Below are 20,141 nucleotides of genomic sequence, written 5' to 3'. Positions count from 1 at the left end.
GGCCTCAGCCCAGGCGGATCGGCACGAAGATCGTCTCGCCGTCGCGCTGCACGAGCAGCGCGATGTGACGGGGTTTGCTCTTCAGCACCGCCTGCACCTGTTCGATCGACTGCACCGGCTGGCCGTTGACGGCCAGCAGCACGTCGCCGCGTTCGACGCCGGCACGCGCGGCCGGGCCGTCGACGTCCTGCACCAGCAGGCCGCCGTCGACGTGCACCTGGCGCTGCTCGTCGCGCGTCAGCGGGCGCAGCGCCAGGCCGAGACTGCCTTCGGGGCGCGCCGGATCGTCGGCGCGTGCCGCCGCCTCGGCCTCGGCGCTGCCGAGCTTGAGCTCCAGCTCGCGCCAGCCCTTGTCGCGCCAGACCTTGAGCTTCACGCGCTCGCCCGGCGCCGACAGGCCGATCAGCGAAGACAGGCTGCCGCCGCGTTCCACCGCCTGGCCGTTGACCTCGGTGATCACGTCGCCGGGCTTGAGTCCGCCCTTGGCCGCCGCGCTGCCGGGCTGCACCGCGGCGACGAGCGCGCCGTCGGGCCGCTCCAGCCCGAAGGACTCGGCCAGGCCCTGGTTCAGGTCCTGGACCGACACGCCCAGACGGGCATGCTGGGCCCGTCCGGTGGCGACGATCTGGTCCTTGATCTTCAGCGCGACGTCGATCGGGATCGCGAACGACAGGCCCTGGAAGCCGCCGCTCTGCGAATAGATCTGCGCGTTGATGCCGACGACGGCGCCGCCGGCGTCGAGCAGCGGGCCGCCGGAGTTGCCCGGGTTCACCGCGGCGTCGGTCTGGATGAACGGCACCACCGTGTCGCCCGGCAGCGAGCGGCCCTTGGCGCTGACGATGCCGGTGGTCGCCGTCTGCTCGAAGCCGTAGGGCGCGCCGATGGCCATCACCGGGTCGCCGACCTCCAGCCGGCGCGGGTCGCCCAGGCGCACCGTCGGCAGACCCTTGGCGTCGATGCGCAGCACGGCGATGTCGGTCACCGGGTCGCTGCCCAGCACCTTGGCCGAGAACTCGCGCCGGTCGCCGAGCTTGACGGTGACTTCCTTGGCTTCGCGCACGACGTGGGCGTTGGTCAGGATCAGGCCGTCGCTGCCGACGATGAAACCCGAGCCCTGGCCGCGGAACGGCACCGAGGGGTTGGCGCCGCGGCCGCGCTGGCCGAAACCCGGCATGCCGCGGAAGAACTGGAAGAACGGGTCGTTCTCGAGCCCCTCGGGAATGCCCTGTTCCTCGGCGGTGGCCTTGTGCGTGCCCTCGACGGTGATGCCGACGACGGCCGGGCCGGCCTGCTTGAAGATCGCGCGGTAGTCGGGCACCGTGCCCTGGGCCGGGATCGGGGCCACCGGCGCGGTCGTGGCGGCGGCGGTGGCCGCCGCGGCACCCGCCATCGCGGTGGCGGGTGCGGGGCGGTCCAGCCGCAGCCAGGGCGGCAGGTCGAAGGCGCTGGCCGCACTCGCACCGAGCACGCCACCGGCCAGCAGGGCGGCGGCCAAAGGCTTCATCTTCATCGTGTCCATGTCCTTTTCGCGGAGAACGGGCCCTGGTCTAAGCCCGATGGACGCCAGCATGGGACCGGACGATGAGTGCAGCGTTAGCGCTGCGTGAAGCGAAGATTAAGCAGCCGGGAAACGCACGCTGGCGCGCAGCCCGCCCAGCGGCGACTCGCCCAGCGTGACGCTGGCGCCGTGGCGAGCGGCGATCGTGCGCACGATCGCCAGCCCCAGGCCGCTGCCGTCGCCGGCGCCGGGGTCGCGGCGGTAGAAGCGGTCGAAGACGCGCTCGCGTTCGGCCGCCGGGATGCCCGGGCCGGCGTCGTCGACGACGAGCAGCGGCGCGCCGCCGTCCAGCGCGGCCCGCACCTCGACGCGTGCGCCGGGCGGCGAGTGGCGCACCGCGTTGTCGACCAGGTTGCGCACCAGCACCGACAGCGAGCCGGCGTCGCCTTGCAGCGGCACCGGTTCGTCGGCCTGCAGCGCCAGCTCGGTGCCGCGCGTCCGCGCCAGCGGCACGGTCGCGGCCAGCGCGCTGCGCGCGGCTTCGGCGAGGTCCACACGCGTCGTCGGCAGCGGCGGCGCGCCGGGTTCGTTGCGCGCCAGCACGAGCAGCTGCTCGACCAGCCAGGCGCTGCGCTCCACGCCTTCGGCCAGCGCACGCACGGCCTCGGCGCGTGTGGCCTCGTCCCCGGCGCGTTCGAGCAGGCGGATCTGCAGCTTCAGCGCCTGCAGCGGCGAGCGCAGCTCGTGCGCGGCGTCGGCGACGAAGGCGCGCTGGGTGTCCAGCGCCTGCGCCAGCTGGCCGAGCAGGCCGTTGAGCGCGGCGACCAGCGGCGACAGCTCGTCGGGCAGGCCGGTGGCCGGCAGCGGCGACAGCGACTGCGGCTCGCGTTCGCGCACCGCGCGCGCGACGCTGCGCAGCGGCCGCAGCACGCGCGTCGCCGCGGCCCAGGTCAGGAGCGCGATCAACGGCGCGATGCCGAGCAGCGGCGCGACGCTGCGCAGCGCCGCGCCGGCGGCCAGGCGCTGGCGGATCTGGCGCGGCTGGGCGACCTGGATCACGCGCTGGCCGCGCAGCACGGTGAAGGTGCGCCAGGTCTGCTGGCCGGCCGAGACGTCGGCAAAACCGAGCAGCGCCCGCGCCGGCAGCTCGTCGTGCGGGCGCGAGGCGTAGATCGTCTGGCCGTCGGCGCTCCAGATCTGGATCACGAAGTCGAGTTCGCGGTCGGCCAGCGCGCCGGCCTGGTCGGCCGCGATCTCGCCCTGGTCGCGCAGCGACAGCGCCATCTGGCGCAGCTGGTAGTCGAACAGCGCCTCGGTCTCGGCGAGCACGTTGTGATAAGCCACCGTGCCCATCACCCCGGCGGCGAAGGCGAGCATCGCCAGCAGCAGCGCGAGCACGCGCGCGCGGATCGAGTTCACAGGAAGTAGCCGACGCCGCGCATGTTGCGGATGAAGTCGGCGCCGAGCTTGCGCCGCAGCTGGTGGATGTAGACCGAGACGGCGTTGCTCTCGACCGCGTCGCCCCAGCCGTAGAGGCGGTCCTCGAGCTGGGCGCGCGACAGCACCGCGCCGGGGCGCTGCATCAGCGCTTCCAGCACCGCGAACTCGCGGGCCGACAGCAGCACCGGCTGGCCGTGCTGCGTGACCTGGCGTGTCGCCGGGTCCAGCGTGACGCCGCCGTGCGTCAGCAGCGGGCCGGCGCGGCCGCCGTGGCGGCGCGTGACGGCGCGGATGCGTGCCGTCAGCTCGTCGAACTCGAAAGGTTTGACGAGGTAGTCGTCGGCGCCGGCGTCCAGGCCGCGCACGCGGTCGCCGCTGGCGTCGCGCGCGGTCAGCACGATGACCGGCGTGGTGTCGGCGCGGCTGCGCAGTTCGCGCAGCACGTCCAGGCCGTCGGCCGGCGGCGCACCCGGCGGGCCGCCGGGCGGCAGGCCCAGGTCCAGCAGCACGCAGTCGAAACGTTCGCTCGCCAGCGAGGCACGTGCGGCGGCGGCGTCGCGCACCCAGTCCACGGCATGGCCTTCGAGCCTGAGCGCGGCGCGCAGGCTCTCGCCGATCATCCGGTCGTCCTCGACGAGCAGCAGTCGCATGCGCCGAGCATAGCGGCGGCGCCGCCGACGCTCAGTGCACGACGGCGGGTGGCGTGGACGGTGCGGCCTCGGCGTCGGCCCAGACCCAGGCGCTGGCCAGCGCCACGGCGATCGTGGCGATGGTCAGCCAGCCGTCCCAGTGCGGGCGTGATCCATTCCTGCTCATCGGCGGCCTCCTTTCGGTGGCATGACTCGATGGGGTGCCCGGCTCCGGCTCGCCGGCCGGTCACCGGCTGTTTCAACGCGGCCCGTGCGTGCGGGCTTGTGGCCGCGGCCCTGACAACTACGATCTTGCATGGCGTTCCCGGGCAGCAGTGCCGTACCCCCCAGAGCAAAGCCCGTGCCGCCGCCCCATCACCCCAACGGCGCCTCCGATGAGCGTGGCACGCACCGATTCGACGCACGATCCGCTGCTGCTGAGCTGGGTCGATTCGGCCAATCGCCCGGGCACCGACTTCCCGATCCAGAACCTGCCGCTGGGGCGTTTTCGCCGCCGCGGCAGCGACGAGCCGCTGCGTGCCGGTGTCGCCATCGGTGAGCACATCCTGGACCTCAAGCTCGCGCTGCAACAGTGCCCCTGGCCCGACGAGGTCTACCCGCTGCTCGAGCCGCTGGCCGCCGGTGACCTCAACCGCTTCATGGCGCTGGGCCGGCCGGCCTGGCGCCGGCTGCGCCACGCGCTGTCCGAGGCGCTCGCCGCCGATGGCGACCAGGGGCCGTTCCTCGAACTCTGCCTCGTGCCGCAGGCCCAGGCCGAGATGGCGATGCCCTTCCAGGTGGCCGAGTTCACCGAGTTCCACGCCGGCATCCACCACGCGACGGCCGTCGGCCGGCTGCTGCGCCCCGACCATCCGCTGCTGCCCAACTACAAGTGGGTGCCGCTGGCCTGCCATGGCCGCGCCTCCTCGGTGGGGCTGGGCGGCGACATCCGCCGCCCGCGCGGCCAGATCAAGGGCCCGGCCGAGGCGCCGGAGTTCGCGCCGACACGGCGGCTGGACTTCGAGCTGGAGGTGGGCATCGTCGTCGGCCGCGGCAACGTGCCGGGCCGGCCGCTGGCGATGCCTCAGGCCGAGGACGCGATCTTCGGCCTGGTGCTGCTCAACGACTGGTCCGCGCGCGATCTGCTGGCCTGGGAAGGTGCGCCGCTCGGGCCTTTTCTCGGCAAGAACTTCGCGACCTCGATCTCGCCGTGGGTCGTGACGATGGAGGCGCTGGCGCCGTTCCGCCGCCCGCAGGTCCGGCCGCCGGAGGACCCGCCGCCGCTGCCCTACCTGGACGGTGCCGCCAACCGCGAAGGCGGTGCCGTCGACATCGTGCTTGAGTCCTGGCTGGCGACGCCCGGAATGGCGCAGCCGGTGCCGCTGGCCGCGTCCAACCTGCTGGACGCGTACTGGACGCCGGCGCAGCTGGTGGCGCACCACGCCAGCAACGGCTGCCCGCTGCACCCGGGCGACCTGCTGGGCACCGGCGCGATCTCCGGGCCGCAGCCGGGGCAGGGTGCGTCGCTGCTGGAGCTGACGCAGGGCGGGCGCCAGCCGCTGGCGCTGCCGGGCGGCGGGCAGCGTGTCTTCCTGCAGGACGGCGATACCGTCGTGCTGCGTGCCGCCTGCCAGCGCCGCGGCGCGGTGCGCATCGGCTTCGGCACGCTGACGGGCACGGTGCGCGGCTGAGGCGGCGGCCCGAACAGCACCCGGCTGCGCCCCCTTCTTCGGCGCTTGCGCCGCGCCGGGCGCGCTCAGAATGCCCGACGATGGAGCCCGAACGCCGCGACGAATGGGCCGCCCGCGTGGTGGCCTGGCATCACCGCGACCCCCTGGCGCTGCGCGTGACGCCGCAGCAGGTGGGCGAGTTCGGCTGGGTGGACCTGCCGTTCGCCGGCGGCGAGCGCCGTTCGCGCTGGCGCCCGGTGTTCAGCGAGAAGCTGCTCGACGGCGTCTCGGCGTCCCGCCTGGCCGCCTGGGCCCGCCGCCACGGCCAGGAGTCGCGTCCCGAGACCGACGGCCTGCCGCTGCACCAGGTGGTGATCGACCGTGTGCGCGTGCCCGTGGGCGGCGTGGCCGTCGTGCTCTGGCTCGGCCAGGCGACGCTGCAGACGCCGGCCGGGCCGGTGCCGGTGCTGCTGGACAGCCGGCCGGGCGGTGCGGTGCTGGGGCGGCGACGCCGCAGCAACGCCCGTGTGGGGGTGGCCGCTGCCGGCCTGGCCGCCGTCGTCGCGCTGGCCGGCGTCTTCGCCTGGGTGGTGCAGCGTGGCCGCGGCGCCGACGAGGCCGTGGCGCCGGCCGTGGCTTCTGCGCCGTCGGCCGCGGCCGCCTCGGCGCCGGCATCGGCGGCATCGGCGGCATCGGCGGCATCGGCGGCATCGGCGGCCGCCTCGGGGGCTTCTGCCGCACCGGCATCGGCCTCCGCGGCGACGCCGTCGGCGCAGGCGTCGGCCCCGGTCGTCGCGGCCTCGGCGGCCGCATCGGCCGCATCGGCGCCGCAGCCCAGGCTGTTGGTCGCGCCGCCCGCGCCGATCATCACGCCGCGCCCGGTCGACGCCGAAGGCCACCGCCTGCGCGAGCCGCCGGCCTTTCTGCTCGGCGACGACGAGCGCCGCGCCGCGCGCCAGGCCGGCGAGGCCGCGCGTGCCTCGTCGGCCGCGCGCCGTGCCGACCGCCACGAGATCGTCTACGCCCTCGTCACGCGAGCGTCGCGCACGCCGGCGGAGTCGCGCCTGCTCGGCCGCGACCTCGAGGCCGCGCTCGGTGCGCTCGGGGGCGCGCCGCGCTGCCCGCGCGTCGAGGTCCTGCCCGCGGGCGACGACTGGCGCGCGGTGTGCTGGCCTTTGCTCAGGCGCGACGAGGCCGAGCGCCTGCGCGACCAGCTCGTCCAGCGCGGCCAGCGTGTCGAGATGATCGAGTTCTGATCGGCTCGCCCGCCTGACCGCGTGCCCGGCCGGGTGAGCGGAATCCGTTACGCTACGGGGTGCCAAGCTGACGGAAGTCAAGGCCGCCCGCTGTCGGGCGCGATGCAATGCCGCACGCTGGACACGTCCGTCCCGCGTGCCTGACCGCGAGAACCCAAGATGTTGATGCCCCCCTCGGTCGACCAGACCGTCGAAATCCTGCGCGACAAGCTGGAGCGCAGCGTGCTGCGCCCGCTGAAGCTGGCCGGCCGCGAACTGCTGCCGATCGTGCAGGGCGGCATGGGGGTCGGCATCTCGGCACACCGTCTGGCCGGCAGCGTCGCCTCGCTCGGGGCCGTCGGCACGATCTCCTCGGTCGACCTGCGCCGCCACCACCCCGACCTGATGGAGCGCACCCAGCACTGCCACAAGGGCCTCAACGGCGAGGCCGACAAGAAGGCGATCAACGACGCCAACCTCGAGGCCATCGACCGCGAGATCCGCGCCGCGCGCGAGATCTCCCAGGGCCGCGGCCTGCTGGCGATCAACGTCATGCGCGCCGTCGGCGAATACGCGCCTTCGGTGGTGCGGGCGCTGCGCTCGGGCATCGATGCGGTCGTCGTCGGCGCCGGCCTGCCGCTGGACCTGCCGGACCTGGCCAAGGAACACCCGAAGACCGCGCTGATCCCGATCCTGTCGGACGCCCGCGGCGTGCAGCTGATCGTCAAGAAGTGGGAGCGCAAGCAGCGCCGCCCCGACGCCATCGTCATCGAGCACCCGCGGCTGGCCGCCGGCCACCTGGGCGCGGCGCGGGTCGAGGACCTGAACGACCCGCGTTTCGAGTTCGAGAACGTGATCCCGGCGACGCGCGAGTTCCTGCGCAGCGCCGGCATGGAAGACGTGCCGGTGATCGCCGCCGGCGGCATCCGCACGCACGAGGACATCGCGCGCCTGCAGAACCTGGGCGCCGCCGCGGTGCAGCTGGGCACGCCGTTCGTCGCCACCGAGGAGTGCGACGCCCACCCGGCGTTCAAGAAGGTGCTGGCCGAAGCGCGTGACGAAGACCTGGTCGAGTTCACCAGCGTCGCCGGCCTGCCGGCGCGTGCGGTCAAGACGCACTGGCTGAAGAACTACCTGAACGCCGAGCCCAAGCTGCAGGACATCGCGCACAAGAAGCCACGCTGCGTCGTCACCTTCGACTGCCTGACCCAGTGCGGGCTGCGCGACGGCTTCAAGGGCTGGGGCCAGTTCTGCATCGACACCCAGCTCGCCGCCGCGGTGCGCGGCGACGTCATGAAGGGCCTGTTCTTCCGCGGCGTCGGCCAGATGCCGTTCGGCACGCGCATCGTGCAGGTGCGCGAGCTGCTGGAGAAGCTGCTGACGCCGGTGAACGTCGGCGCCCACGCCGCCGCCTGAGCTTCGTTGCCGGCAGGCGCACGCCTTGCCGGGACGAGGGCCTGATGTCCCTGGCCGCCGCCTACGCCGAGATCAAGCTGGCGCACGTCGCGTTCGTCGCGGCCAGCGGCATGCTGTTCGCCGTGCGCGGCGCGGCCGTTCTCGCCGGCCAGCGCTGGGCGATGGTCAAGCCGTTGCGCGTGGCCAGCTACGTCATCGACACGCTGCTGCTGACCGCCGGCGCCACCTTGTGGGCGATTCTTGCGCTGCAGCCGTTGCGCGACGGCTGGCTCGGGACCAAGCTGGCGCTGCTCGTCGTCTACGTCGTGCTCGGTTCCGTCGCCCTCAAGCGCGGCCGCACGCCCGGCGCACGCGCCGCCGCCTATGTCGCCGCGCTGGCGGTGTTCCTCTTCATGGTGTCGCTGGCGCGGGCGCACCATCCGCTGGGTGTCTTCGCCGCCTGGTGGAGCTGAACCGGGGAGCCGCCATGGCCACGATCCCGCTGCACGAGGGCCCCAGCGTCGGTTTCGACGCCCCGTTCGAGATGCTCGAGGCCTGCCACGACCGCGTCGAGCGCATGCTGTCGCTGCTGGAGCGACTGTGCGCCCACCTCGAGCAGCGTGGCGGCGAGGTCGACGATCAGGCGCGCCAGGCCGCGCGCGACGTGATGCGCTACTTCGACCTCGCCGCGCCCAACCACCACGAGGACGAGGAGCGTCACGTCTTCCCGGCGCTGCGTGAGCAGGGCGAGGCCGCGCTGGCCGACCGCCTGCAGGCCGAACATGCCGAGCTGGCCGCTGCCTGGCACGCGCTGAAGCCGACGCTCGCGGCGCTGGCCGACGACCGCTGGGACGCCGCCGTGGCGCCGCAGTGGGAGGCTTTCGTCGCGCTGTACCGGCGCCACGTCGCCGACGAGGACGAGCGCGCCTACCCGGCCGCCGCGGCGGCGATCGACGACCGCTGCCTGGTGCGCATGGCCGAGGAAATGGCCCACCGCCGCGGCCTGCGCTGACCCCCCAACGCGTCGTGGCGTCACAACCCGTTTCCTGACCTGGGCCGGGTGTGCCGTACGAGGTGCGGGCGCACAATGCCCGCAGGAGGTCGACGGCATGTCGTCAGGCAAGATTCTCGTGGCCCAGGGTGGGGGGCCGACCGCAGTCATCAACCAGTCGCTCGTCGGCGTCGTGCTCGAGGCGCGGCGCTTCCGCGACGTGCGGCTGGTCTACGGCGCGCGCCACGGCGTGCGCGGCATCGTCGACGAGGACTTCGTCGACCTGACCCAGGAAACCAGCCACAACCTCGAGCACGTCGCCAACACGCCGTCGTCGGCGCTGGGCTCCACGCGCGACAAGCCCGATCTCAAGTACTGCCAGGAGATCTTCAAGGTCCTGCAGGCGCACGAGATCGAACACTTCTTCTACATCGGCGGCAACGACTCGTCGGACACCGTGCGCATCGTCAGCGAGGAGGCGATCAAGGCCGGCTACCCGCTGCGCGCCATCCACATCCCGAAGACGATCGACAACGACCTGGTGGGCAGCGACCACACGCCGGGCTTCCCGAGCGCGGCGCGTTTCGTCGCCCAGGCCTTTGCCGGCGCCAACCTCGACAACGCGGCGCTGCCGGGGGTCTACGTCGGCGTCGTGATGGGCCGCCACGCGGGGTTCCTGACCGCCGCCAGCGCGCTGGGCAAGAAGTTCCCCGACGACGGCCCGCACCTGATCTACGTGCCCGAGCGCGTGTTCGACATCGAGCGTTTCCTCGCCGACGTGAAGACGATGTACGAGCGCCACGGCCGCTGCGTCATCGCCGTCAGCGAGGGCATCCACGACGCCTCGGGCACGCCGATCGTCGTGCAGCTGGCCAAGGCCATCGAACACGACGCGCACGGCAACGTGCAGCTCTCGGGCAACGGTGCGCTCGCCGACCTGCTGTGCGAGGAGATCAAATCCAGGCTGAAGATCAAGCGTGTGCGCGGCGACACCTTCGGCTACCTGCAGAGGAGCTTCATCGGCTGCGTCAGCGACGTCGACCAGCGCGAGGCGCGCGAGGTCGGCGAGAAGGCGGTGCAGTTCGCGATGTGGGGCAGGAGCGACGGCTCGGTGGCGATCAAGCGCACCGGCTTCTACTCGGTCGACTACGAACTGCTGCCGCTGGCGGCGGTGGCCGGCAAGACGCGCACGATGGACGACGAGTTCATCACCGCCGAAGGCACCGACGTCACCGACGCCTTCCGCATGTACCTGCGGCCGCTGCTCGGCTCGCGCATGCCCGACGCCTACCGGCTGCGGCCGGCTCCCGTTCCCAAGGTGCTGAGGACCTCATGAACGCGGCACTCGACCCCGTGCTGGCCCGGCAGAGCCAGTCCCTCGGCCCGGCGCTGCCGGGCGAACGCCTGTCCTTCCCCGGCGGCCTGGTCTGCTACACGAAGGGCGAGGGCGCCCCGCTGCTGCTGGTGCACAGCGTCAACGCCGCCGCTTCGGCGGCCGAGATGCGCCCGGTCTACGAGCACTACGCCACCTGGCGCACGGTGTTCGCGCTCGACCTGCCGGGCTTCGGCCTGTCCGAGCGCGCCGACCGCGACTACACGCCGCGGCTGATGACCGATGCGCTGCACGAGGCCGCGGCGCAGATCCGCCAGCGCTGCGGCCCCGGGCCGCTGGACGCGATGGCGCTGTCGCTGGGCTGCGAGTTCCTGGCGCGTGCGGCCTGCGAGCGCCCGCGCAACTGGGGGCGCCTGGCGCTGGTCAGCCCGACGGGCTTTCGCGGGGCCAGGCCGCTGCGCGGCGCGCCCGGCGCCACGCGTGCGATCCCTGGCCTGCACGCGGTGCTGTCGGTGCCGCTGTGGGCGCCGTTCCTGTTCGACAACCTGACGCGGCCCAAGGTCGTGCGCTACTTCCTCGAGAAGACCTGGGGTGGGCGCCAGATCGACGAGCAGGCCTGGGCCTACGCGGTCGAGACCGCGCGCGCGCCCGGAGCCCGGCACGCGCCGCTGGCCTTCCTGTCGGGCGGGCTGTTCAGCGCCGACATCCTCGACGTCTACGAGAAGTTGCGCCAGCCGGTGTGGATGAGCCACGGCGTGCGCGGCGACTTCACCGACTACCGCGCGAAGAACGCCGTCGAGAGGAAGCCCAACTGGCGCTTCAACGTCTTCCAGACCGGCGCGCTGCCGTACTTCGAACGGCCGCAGGAGTTCTTCGCCGTCTGCGACCGCTTCCTGACGCGCTGAGCCCGGCGGCGGCCCCGTGCCGCCGGCCGCAGGCCCTACAGCGTCTTGGCCGCGAGCTTGAAGTCCGGATCCTCGGGGAACGGCGAGATCGTGAACCCGAGGCTCTTCATCAGGCGCAGCATGTTGGCGTTGTTCGCCAGGATCAGCCCCTCGATCTCGGCCAGCCCCTTGGCGCGCGCGAAGTCGACGATCGACAGCATCAGCCGCGAACCCAGCCCCTGGCCCTTGAACTCGTCAGCCACCGCGAGCGAGAACTCGCAGCTCGTCTGGTCGGGGTTGGTGATGTAGCGCGAGACGCCGATGATGCGTTCGCTCTCGTGGAAGCTGCCGTCCTCGGCGACGTGGCGTTCGCGCAGCACGGCCACCAGCGCCATCTCGCGGTCGTAGTCGATCAGCGTATAGCGCGCCAGCATGCGCGCCGGCAGCTCGGGCATCGTGCTGGCGAAGCGGAAGTAGCGGCTCTCCTCGGACAGCCCGCGCACGAAGGACTGCAGCATGTCGGCGTCGTCGGGGCGGATCGGGCGGATCGTGTAGAGCCCGCCGCCCTTCATCGGCCACTCGCGCTCCTGGCTCGACGGGTAGGGCAGGATCGCCAGGTGGTTGTAGCTGTGCGGCGCCGCCGCCGAGTGGTCGATGACGATGCGCGCGTCGACCGCGACGGCGCCGTTCTCGTCGACGATGATCGGGTTGATGTCCATCTCGCGCAGCTGCGGCAGCTCGCAGACCATCTCCGAGACGCGCAGCAGCACCTGCTCGAGCGCCTGGATGTCCGCCGGCAGCGCACCGCGCCATTCGCCCAGCGACTCGGCGACACGCGCACGTTCGATCAGCCGGTGCGCGAGGAACTGGTTCAGCGGCGGCAGCTCCATCGCGCGGTCGGCGATCAGCTCGATCATCGTGCCGCCGGCGCCGAAGGTGATCACCGGGCCGAACGGGTCGTCGGTGGTCAGGCCGACGTAGACCTCGCGCACCTTGCCGCGCGAGCTGCGCCCGGCCATCGGCTGCACCGTGATGCCGTTGATGCGCGCGCTGGGCATCGCGCGGCGCACCGCGTCCATCATGTCGTTGAAGCGGTCGCGCACCTGGGCGGCACTGTGCACGTCCAGCGCCACGCCCTTGACGTCGCTCTTGTGCGAGATGTCCGGCGAGTCGATCTTCAGCGCCACCGGGTAGCCCAGCTGGCTGGCGATCAGCATCGCCTCGTTGGGCGTGCGCGCGAGCATCGTGCGTGTCACCGGGACGTGGAAGGCCGCCAGCAGCGCCTTGCTCTCCATTTCGGTGAGCACGCGGCGGCGTTCGGTCAGCACGCCTTCGATCAGCAGGCGCGCGCCTTCGGTGTCGGGGTCGGCCAGGTGCGACAGCGAGGCCGGCGTCTGCTGCAGCAGCTGCTGGTTGCGGTAGAAGCTGGCGATGCTGTGGAAGGCGTCGACCGCGGCCTCCGGCGTGCGGAAGGTCGGGATCAGCCGCGAGGCCAGGTACTCGCGCGCCGGGCGCACGACGGTGTCGCCCATCCAGCACGACAGCACCGGCTTGCCCGACGGCGAATAGGCCTCGCCGATCGCCTGCGCGATGGACAGCGGATCCTCGCCGGCCTTGGGCGAGTAGATCAGCAGGATGCCGTCGGCGCCGCGGTCGGCCAGCGACTGCTGCAGCGCCTCGCGGTAGCGCGCGCCGTCGGCGTCCTCGCCGAGGTCGGCGACGCCGGCGACGTCCAGCCCGATCTCGTCGGCCCAGTCGGCGGCCAGCACGCCCGGGCCGCCGCCGTTGGTGATGATCGCCAGCCGCTTGCCCACCGGGCGGAAGCGCGAGGCCAGGCACTTGGCGGCCGAGAACAGCTGCACGAAGGTGCGCACGCGCACGACGCCGGCGCGGCGCAGGGCGGCGTCGAAGACGTCGTCGGCGCCGACGATGGCCGCCGAGTGCGTCAGCGCGGCGTGCGAACCGGCCGGCTTGCGCCCCGCCTTCATCACCACCACCGGCTTGGCATAGGCCGCGGCACGCAGCGCGCTCATGAAGCGGCGCGCGTGGCGGATGCCCTCCATGTAGACCAGGATGCTCTGGGTCTGGCCGTCGTTGGCCAGGAAGTCCAGCGCCTGCGGCAGGTCGACGGCGGTGTTCGGGCCCAGCGAGATGACGTTGGAGAAGCCGATGCCGTTGTGGCGTGCCCAGTCGAGGATCGACGCCGTCAGCGCCCCGGACTGCGAGATCAGGCCCAGCGGGCCCGGCGCGGCCAGCGGCCCGAGCGCGCTGGCGTTGAGCTTGAGTGACGGGCGCTGGAAGCCCATGCTGTTGGGGCCCAGCAGGTGCACGCCGTAACGCCGGGCGACCTGGTGCAGCTCGCTGCAGGTCTCCAGCGGCAGGCCGCTGGAGACGATCAGCGCGGCGCGGCAGCGGATGCGGCCGACGATCTCCATCGCCGCCGGGATCTGCTCGGGCGGCAGCGCGATCAGCGCCAGGTCGGCGCGCGAGGCCGCCAGGTCGGCCAGCGTGCCGGTCATCGAGATGTCCAGCCAGGTGACCGGGCCGGCGTAACCGCCGTCGATCAGCGCCCGGCGCAGCGTGCGCGCCAGCGGCGTCGGCGCCTCGTCGCTGTCGGGGTCGCCGGCGAAGACGACGATCGATTTCGGCGCGAAGAGCGAGCTGAGGATATGGCGGTCCACGATGGAGCTTTCGTCGTCTGGGTCAACCGCCGAGGATAGGCCAGCGCCCGATCGTGCGGTCGTGCGCCCTGCACGGTCGCGGTGGGCCGGTTGATCTTGCGCAAGCGTAACGTGGTGCCGCCGTCAGGGCTGCAGCGTGCCGCGTGCGGCCTCGACGACGCAGTCGGTGAGCCGCTGCAGCGCCGGCAGCGCGATGCGCGTGTGCTGCCAGGCCAGCGGCACGTCCAGCGCGCTGTCGGGCACCAGTTCGACCAGCCGGCCGGCGGCCAGCAGCGTGCGCACCAGCGGCTCCGGGTTCAGGCCCCAGCCCAGGCCGGCCAGCGTGGCGTCGACGAAGCCCTGGCTCGACGGCAGCCAGTGCCGCGGCATCTCGACGGGCTGATCGGCGGCGCGCTGCGCCCAGCGCTGCTGCAGCCGGTCCTTGCGGTCGAAGACCAATGCCGGCGCACGCGCCAGCGCGGCGGCGTCGACGCCGTCGGCGAAATGGCGCGCGACATAGGCCGGGCTGGCCGTGGCGACGTAGCGCAGCCGGCCCAGCGGCACGCGCCGGCAGCCGGGCGCGGCATGGTCGGCGGCGCTGACGGCGGCCAGCACCTCGCCGGCGTGCAGGCGTTCGGCGGTGTGGTCCTGGTCGTCGACGCCCAGGTCCAGCAGAACGCGCGGCTCGGCCTGCGCGAAGGCCGCCGCGGCGCCGACGAACCAGGTCGCCAGGCTGTCGGCGTTGACGGCCACCGGCAGCGTCGCCCAGCCGGCGTCGCGGTGCAGCGCCGGCAGCTCGGCGCGCAGCGCGCCTTCGAGCAGCGCCACCTGCTCGGCGTGGCGGCACAGCAGCCGGCCGGCGGCGGTGGCGCTGCAGGGCTGGCCGCGCACCACCAGCACCTGGCCCAGGCGCTCCTCGAGCAGGCGCACGCGCTGCGACACCGCCGAAGCGGTGACGTGCAGCGTGCGCGCGGCACGTTCGAAGCTGCCTTCGCGCACGACGGCGGCCAGGGCTTCGAGCAGGGCGTAGTCGAGCATCGATGAAGCAGCGCTAATGACGGTGCAGCAGGTTTTAGCACTGCTTTCGATCGGGCGCGGCATGCTGGCGCCATGACTTCCGCCTGGATCACCGGTTTCTCCCTCAGCCTGGCGCTGATCGTCGCGATCGGCGCGCAGAACGCCTTCGTGCTGCGCCAGGGCCTGCGGCGCGAGCACGTCGGGCCCGTTGTGCTCTTCTGCGCCGCGATGGACGCCCTGCTGATCGCCGCGGGTGTCGCCGGCCTGGGCGGGGTCATCGGCGCCGCGCCCGCGCTGACCTTGCTGCTGACCTGGGGCGGCGCGGCCTTTCTCGCGGCCTACGGGCTTCGTGCGCTGTGGCGTGCACGGCGTCCCGGGGCGCTCGCGGCCGCGGGCGCCGCGGGCCTCACGCGGCGCCGGGCGCTGGCGCAGGTGGCGGCCTTCACGCTGCTCAATCCCCACGTCTACCTGGACACCGTGCTGCTCGTCGGCTCCGTGGGGGCGCAGCAGACGGTGGCGGCACGCCCGGCCTTCGTGCTTGGCGCGGCGTCGGCCAGCGCGCTGTGGTTCTCGGGGCTGGGCTACGGCGCGCGCTGGCTGGCGCCGGTGTTCGCGCGGCCGCGTGCCTGGCAGGTGCTGGACCTGGTGATCGGCGCGACGATGCTGTCGCTGGCCGCGGCGCTGCTGGTCTGAGCACGAAATCCGCCGCCGCCGCACAATGCGCCGACCCAACCGGATGGAGGAGCGGCCATGAAGGGCGACACCGTCGTACTCGAACACCTGAACCGCCAGCTCAAGAGCGAGCTCACCGCGATCAACCAGTACTTCCTGCACTACCGCATGCTGAAGAACTGGGGCTTCGTGCGCATGGCGAAACACGAGTACCAGGAATCGATCGAGGAGATGAAACACGCCGACAAGATCGTCGACCGCATCCTCGTGCTCGAAGGCCTGCCCAACCTGCAGGACCTGGGCAAGCTCTTGATCGGCGAGACGGTCGTCGAGATCCTCCAGTGCGACCTGAAGCTCGAGCTGGAGTCGCAGGCGCAGCTGAAGGACGCGATCGCGTACTGCGAGTCGGTGCGCGACTACGTCAGCCGCGAACTGCTCGAAGACATCCTCGAGGACACCGAGGAGCACGTGGACCATCTGGAGACCCAGCTGGAGCTGGTTGCCAAGGTCGGCGAGCCGAACTACCTGCAGTCGCAGATGGGCGAAGCGTCCTGAGCGCGCTCAGGCGGCGCCGGCGCTACACCCTGTGTCCATCCAGGTATTGAGAGGGATTCGCATTTAGCTTACGATCCGGCGCATTCCGACAGGAGTCGCGCCCATGATCGTCTGCCTCTGCCACCGCGTCTCGGATCGCGACATCGCCGCCGCGGTGCAGGCGGGCACGCGCTGCTTCGACGTCTTGCAGGACGATCTGCGTGTCGCGTCTTCCTGCGGCTGCTGCCACGACTGCGCACGCGAAGTGTTCGATTCCGCGCTGGCCTGCCACGCCGGCACCTCCTCGTCGGACACCGTGCAGACCCCCTGAGCGTCGCACGCGGCGGGAGCGCCGCTTGCCATCCACCTGCGTCACGGCCAACGGTGCCGTCTCTGCAGGAGCGACGATGCAAGCGAAGAACAAGTCCCGTTTCACGATGACGGCCGCCACCTTGGCGGCCGTCTGTTTTCTGGCCGCCTGCGGCGGCAGCGGTGGCGACGATGACGACGACAGCCCCGCCGGCATCTCCAACGAGGTCGCCGAAGGTTATGCGGCCGATTCGGCGGCGATGCCGGTGGTCACGGCCGACGGTTTGGACCTCGCGGTCGAGACGGTCGAAGCCGGCCTGGCCGCGCAGGCCGCGGCAGGCGGCGTGCAAGCCCGGTCGGTCGACGGCGGCACGGCCTGCGCCGGCGGCGGCACCGTGGACTGGACCGTGACCTCGCTGGATGCCGAAGACGAAGGCAACGGCCGCCTCGATGCCGGCGAGGTCGTCGAGGTCGAGTACCAGGCCTGCGCGACGGCCGACGGCACGACGCTGGACGGCAGCCTGAAGCTGACCGTCAATGAACGCGACGAGGACTCCAGCGATCTGACGCTGCTCGTCAGCGGCCTCGAGATCACCAAGCCCGCCGGCCGCTTCACCGTCGGTGGCGGGCTGCGCCTGCAGCGCGAGACCGAGACGCTGGACGGCGGCGGCAGCGAACGCCGGCGTACGCTCAGCACGGAGTCCCTGGCGATGGTGACCATGATCGGCGAGCGCGAGTCCAACTATCGTCTGCGTGACCTGGACTGGACGGTGGTCAAGACCTACGACGCAGGTGCCGCCTTCGTCTCGCGCACCCACGACGGCGAACTGACGCTGGAGGCCGACAACCCGCGTCGCCCCGACGCCCAGCTCCAGATCGACACCGACGGCGCGCTGACGGTCGGCGCGGACGGCTACGTGGCCGCCGGCCGCCTCGTCGCGACGAGCACCGAGCACGAGCTGACGGCCACCTGGGCCGACGGCAGCGTGACGATCACGCTGGACCTGGGCCGCGACGGCAGCATCGACCGCAGCTGGACGCTCACGCGCGACGCGTTGCTCGGCCGCGTCGGCTGAAGCGCGGCGGCCACCGGCAGCGCAAGGCGCAGCGCCGGCGGCCGCGCCAGAATGGCGCCAGCACGTCGACGGAGGAGCCCCGGATGAAGACGTCCCTGCTGTTGCTGCCCGGCCTGCTGTGCGATGCGGACCTGTGGCAGCCCCAGTGCGCGGCGCTGCCGGCCGCCTGCACGGTCGCCGAGTACGGCGAAGCACGATCGATCGGCGCGATGGCCGAGGCGGCACTCGCGGGCGCGCCGCCCGGGCCGCTGGCGCTTGCCGGGCACTCGATGGGCGGACGCGTCGCGCTCGAGATCTGCCGCCGCGCGCCCGAGCGCGTGCAGCGCCTGGCGCTGCTCAACACCGGCTGCCTGCCGCTTCCCGAAGGCGAAGCCGGCGCCGCCGAGCGTGCCGCGCGCCAGCGTTTCCTGGACCTGGCGCGGCGCGAGGGCATGCGTGCGATGGCGCTGGACTGGGTGCAGGGCACGGTGCACGAGAGTCGCCGTCCCGGCCCGGTCGTCGACACCGTCGTCGGGATGTTCGCGCGGCGCACGCCGGCCGTCTTCGAGGCCCAGATCGAGGCCTTGCTGACGCGCCCCGACCACTCGCCGCTGCTGCCGCAGCTGCGCTGCACGACGCTGCTGCTGACCGGCAGCGACGACCGCCTGACGCCGCCGGAGACGCACGCCGAGATGCGCCGGTTGATCCCCGGTGCATCGCACGTCGTCATCGGCCGCTGCGGCCACATGGCGCCGCTGGAGTCGCCGGCAGCCGTCAACGCCGCGCTGGGCGCCTGGCTGGCGGCCTGATCCGCCGCACGGCACCCCGCGGGCGGCACAGGCGACAATCCGGCCCCTCTTGAAGGGCGCCGCGGCGCCCCCACTGTGCATCGCCGTGCCCGGCATCGCCGGGCGGAGCCACTTTTTCGCCGCCAACACCATGGACAAGCAAACCCTGTCGTTCCAGGCCGAGGTCAAGCAGATCCTGCACCTCGTGACGCATTCGCTGTACTCGAACAAGGAGATCTTCCTGCGCGAGCTCGTGTCCAACGCGTCGGACGCCTGCGACAAGCTGCGCTTCGAGGCGCTGGACAAGGCCGAGCTGTACGAGGACGACCCCGACCTGGAGATCCGCGTCAGCTTCGATGCCGAGAAGAAGACGATCACGATCCGCGACAACGGCATCGGCATGAGCGCCGACGAGGCCGTGCAGCACCTGGGCACGATCGCCAAGAGCGGCACGCGCGAGTTCATGGCCGCGCTCGAAGGCGAGCAGAAGAAGGACGCCAACCTGATCGGCCAGTTCGGCGTCGGCTTCTACTCGGGCTTCATCGTCGCCGACCGCATCACCGTCGAGACCCGCCGCGCCGGGCTGCCGGCCGAGCAGGGCGTGCGCTGGGCCAGCGAAGGCACCGGCGAGTTCGAGGTCGAGACCATCACCCGTCCCGAACGCGGCACCGACGTCATCCTGCACCTGCGCGACGGCGAGGACGAGTTCCTCGCGGCCTGGAAGCTGCGCAGCATCATCAGCAAGTACAGCGACCACATCTCGCTGCCGGTGCTGATGCCCCAGCAGCGCTGGGACGACGAGAAGAAGGAGCAGGTCACCACCGGCGAGTGGGAGGCCGTGAACAAGGCCGCCGCGCTGTGGACCCGCCCGAAGAGCGAGATCACCGACGCCCAGTACCAGGAGTTCTACAAGCAGATCTCCTACGACAGCGAGGCGCCGCTGGCCTACACGCACAACCGCGTCGAGGGCCGCACCGAGTACACGCAGCTGCTGTACGTGCCGGCCAAGGCGCCGTTCGACCTGTGGAACCGCGACAAGCGCGGCGGCGTGAAGCTCTACGTCAAGCGCGTCTTCATCATGGACGACGCCGAGGCGCTGATGCCGGTGTACCTGCGCTTCGTCAAGGGCGTGATCGACTCGGCCGACCTGCCGCTGAACGTCAGCCGCGAGCTGCTGCAGGAGAGCCGCGACGTGAAGGCGATCCGCGAAGGCAGCACCAAGCGCGTGCTGTCGATGCTGGAGGACGTGGCCGAGAACCAGAAGGACAAGTACGCCGAGTTCTGGACGCAGTTCGGCGCCGTGCTGAAGGAAGGCATCGGCGAGGACAACGTCAACCAGGAGCGCATCGCCAAGCTGCTGCGCTTCGCTTCGACCGAGGCCGAGTCGGGCGTCGGCTTCGCCGACTACGTGGCGCGCATGAAGGAAGGCCAGGAGGCGATCTACTACATCACCGCCGACACGCTGGCCGCCGCCAAGAGCAGCCCGCAGCTGGAGATCTTCCGCAAGAAGGGCATCGAGGTCCTGCTGCTGACCGACCGCGTCGACGAGTGGATGCTCTCGCACCTCTACGAGTTCGACGGCAAGCCGCTGCAAAGCGTCGCCAAGGGCGGCGTCGACCTGGGGCAGCTGCAGGACGAGGAGGAGAAGAAGGCCGCCGAGCAGACCGCCGAGGCCCTCAAGCCGGTGCTCGAGCGCCTGAAGGAGAGCCTCAAGGAGCGCGCGAAGGACGTGCGCACGACGACCCGCCTCGTCGACTCGCCGGCGTGCATCGTCGCCGACGAGGGCGACATGAGCGCGCACCTGGCCCGGCTGCTGAAGCAGGCCGGCCAGACGGCGCCGAAGTCGCTGCCGATCCTGGAGATCAACGCCGAGCACCCGCTGGTCAAGCGGCTCGACGGTGACGATCGTTTCGACGACCTGGCGCAGATCCTCTTTGACCAGGCGCTGCTGGCCGAAGGCGGCCAGCTGGAAGACCCGGCGGCCTACGTGCGGCGCGTCAACCGCATGCTCGTCGGCTGAGCGGCCGACGC

At 72.2% G+C, this 20,141-nt stretch carries 19 protein-coding genes; 13 read left to right on the top strand and 6 right to left on the bottom strand.

The window, feature by feature from the left end; all coding sequences use genetic code 11:
- Positions 1-4 precede the first annotated feature (4 nt).
- The 4 genes from EV684_RS00770 to EV684_RS24510 all read right to left on the bottom strand — a co-directional run bounded on the left by EV684_RS00770 (position 5) and on the right by EV684_RS24510 (position 3,754).
- Positions 5-1,510, bottom strand: a complete 1,506-nt coding sequence (locus tag EV684_RS00770; RefSeq protein ID WP_200222301.1) for a Do family serine endopeptidase — start codon at positions 1,508-1,510, stop codon at positions 5-7.
- A gap of 105 nt (positions 1,511-1,615) precedes the next feature.
- Positions 1,616-2,917: an ATP-binding protein gene (locus tag EV684_RS00765; RefSeq protein WP_132644298.1), complete on the bottom strand. Its 1,302-nt coding sequence runs from the start codon at positions 2,915-2,917 to the stop codon at positions 1,616-1,618.
- Positions 2,914-3,588: a response regulator transcription factor gene (locus tag EV684_RS00760; RefSeq protein WP_132644297.1), complete on the bottom strand. Its 675-nt coding sequence runs from the start codon at positions 3,586-3,588 to the stop codon at positions 2,914-2,916. The genes EV684_RS00765 and EV684_RS00760 overlap by 4 nt, the downstream gene beginning before the upstream one ends.
- 31 nt (positions 3,589-3,619) lie before the next feature.
- Entirely contained in the window at positions 3,620-3,754 is a 135-nt protein-coding gene (locus EV684_RS24510) for a hypothetical protein (RefSeq protein ID WP_259375497.1), read from the bottom strand.
- A 208-nt stretch (positions 3,755-3,962) separates the two neighbouring features.
- Between EV684_RS24510 and fahA the strand changes: the two genes are divergently transcribed.
- The 7 genes from fahA to EV684_RS00725 all read left to right on the top strand — a co-directional run bounded on the left by fahA (position 3,963) and on the right by EV684_RS00725 (position 11,096).
- On the top strand, positions 3,963-5,258 hold the full coding sequence (gene fahA, locus EV684_RS00755) for a fumarylacetoacetase (RefSeq protein ID WP_132644296.1): 1,296 nt from the start codon (positions 3,963-3,965) through the stop codon (positions 5,256-5,258).
- Positions 5,259-5,338: 80 nt separating this feature from the next.
- Positions 5,339-6,493 carry a hypothetical protein gene (locus EV684_RS00750; protein WP_132644295.1) on the top strand — a complete coding sequence of 385 codons (1,155 nt, stop codon included), beginning with the start codon at positions 5,339-5,341 and terminating at the stop codon, positions 6,491-6,493.
- A gap of 165 nt (positions 6,494-6,658) precedes the next feature.
- Positions 6,659-7,888: an NAD(P)H-dependent flavin oxidoreductase gene (locus EV684_RS00745; RefSeq protein ID WP_165908382.1), complete on the top strand. Its 1,230-nt coding sequence runs from the start codon at positions 6,659-6,661 to the stop codon at positions 7,886-7,888.
- Positions 7,889-7,932: 44 nt separating this feature from the next.
- Positions 7,933-8,340, top strand: a complete 408-nt coding sequence (locus EV684_RS00740) for a SirB2 family protein (protein ID WP_132644293.1) — start codon at positions 7,933-7,935, stop codon at positions 8,338-8,340.
- Positions 8,341-8,354: 14 nt separating this feature from the next.
- Entirely contained in the window at positions 8,355-8,879 is a 525-nt protein-coding gene (locus EV684_RS00735; RefSeq protein ID WP_132644292.1) for a hemerythrin domain-containing protein, read from the top strand.
- Between the two features lie 97 nt (positions 8,880-8,976).
- Positions 8,977-10,194: a 6-phosphofructokinase gene (locus EV684_RS00730; protein WP_132644291.1), complete on the top strand. Its 1,218-nt coding sequence runs from the start codon at positions 8,977-8,979 to the stop codon at positions 10,192-10,194.
- Positions 10,191-11,096 (top strand): alpha/beta fold hydrolase, encoded by a 906-nt coding sequence (locus EV684_RS00725; RefSeq protein ID WP_132644290.1) that lies wholly within the window; start codon positions 10,191-10,193, stop codon positions 11,094-11,096. Before EV684_RS00730 ends, EV684_RS00725 begins: the two co-directional genes overlap by 4 nt.
- A 35-nt stretch (positions 11,097-11,131) precedes the next feature.
- Here the strand turns inward: EV684_RS00725 and EV684_RS00720 are convergent, their stop codons facing one another.
- Positions 11,132-13,756 (bottom strand): bifunctional acetate--CoA ligase family protein/GNAT family N-acetyltransferase, encoded by a 2,625-nt coding sequence (locus tag EV684_RS00720; protein ID WP_132644289.1) that lies wholly within the window; start codon positions 13,754-13,756, stop codon positions 11,132-11,134.
- A 123-nt stretch (positions 13,757-13,879) separates the two neighbouring features.
- Positions 13,880-14,773, bottom strand: coding sequence for a LysR family transcriptional regulator ArgP (locus tag EV684_RS00715; protein ID WP_132644288.1), 894 nt, complete (start codon positions 14,771-14,773; stop codon positions 13,880-13,882).
- 72 nt (positions 14,774-14,845) lie between these two features.
- Between EV684_RS00715 and EV684_RS00710 the strand changes: the two genes are divergently transcribed.
- The 6 genes from EV684_RS00710 to htpG all read left to right on the top strand — a co-directional run bounded on the left by EV684_RS00710 (position 14,846) and on the right by htpG (position 20,130).
- A complete protein-coding gene (locus EV684_RS00710; protein ID WP_132644287.1) occupies positions 14,846-15,445 on the top strand; it encodes a LysE/ArgO family amino acid transporter in 600 nt (199 codons plus the stop codon).
- A 57-nt stretch (positions 15,446-15,502) separates the two neighbouring features.
- Complete coding sequence (bfr, locus tag EV684_RS00705) at positions 15,503-15,979, top strand: bacterioferritin (RefSeq protein WP_132644286.1); 477 nt, start codon at positions 15,503-15,505, stop codon at positions 15,977-15,979.
- A gap of 103 nt (positions 15,980-16,082) precedes the next feature.
- The gene (locus tag EV684_RS00700; protein WP_132644285.1) at positions 16,083-16,289 is read left to right on the top strand and encodes a (2Fe-2S)-binding protein; all 207 of its coding nucleotides are present in this window, start codon (positions 16,083-16,085) and stop codon (positions 16,287-16,289) included.
- A gap of 76 nt (positions 16,290-16,365) precedes the next feature.
- On the top strand, positions 16,366-17,343 hold the full coding sequence (locus EV684_RS00695; protein WP_132644284.1) for a hypothetical protein: 978 nt from the start codon (positions 16,366-16,368) through the stop codon (positions 17,341-17,343).
- Positions 17,344-17,426: 83 nt separating this feature from the next.
- Positions 17,427-18,131, top strand: a complete 705-nt coding sequence (locus tag EV684_RS00690; RefSeq protein WP_132644283.1) for an alpha/beta fold hydrolase — start codon at positions 17,427-17,429, stop codon at positions 18,129-18,131.
- Positions 18,132-18,261: 130 nt separating this feature from the next.
- Positions 18,262-20,130, top strand: coding sequence for a molecular chaperone HtpG (gene htpG / locus EV684_RS00685; protein ID WP_132644282.1), 1,869 nt, complete (start codon positions 18,262-18,264; stop codon positions 20,128-20,130).
- Positions 20,131-20,141: the final 11 nt, after the last annotated feature.

The sequence above is a fragment of the Rubrivivax gelatinosus genome, assembly GCF_004340905.1.
Taxonomy (GTDB): domain Bacteria; phylum Pseudomonadota; class Gammaproteobacteria; order Burkholderiales; family Burkholderiaceae_C; genus Rubrivivax; species Rubrivivax gelatinosus.
The sequence above is the reverse complement of the archived record's forward strand: the minus strand, read 5'-3'. Positions and strand labels throughout refer to the sequence as shown.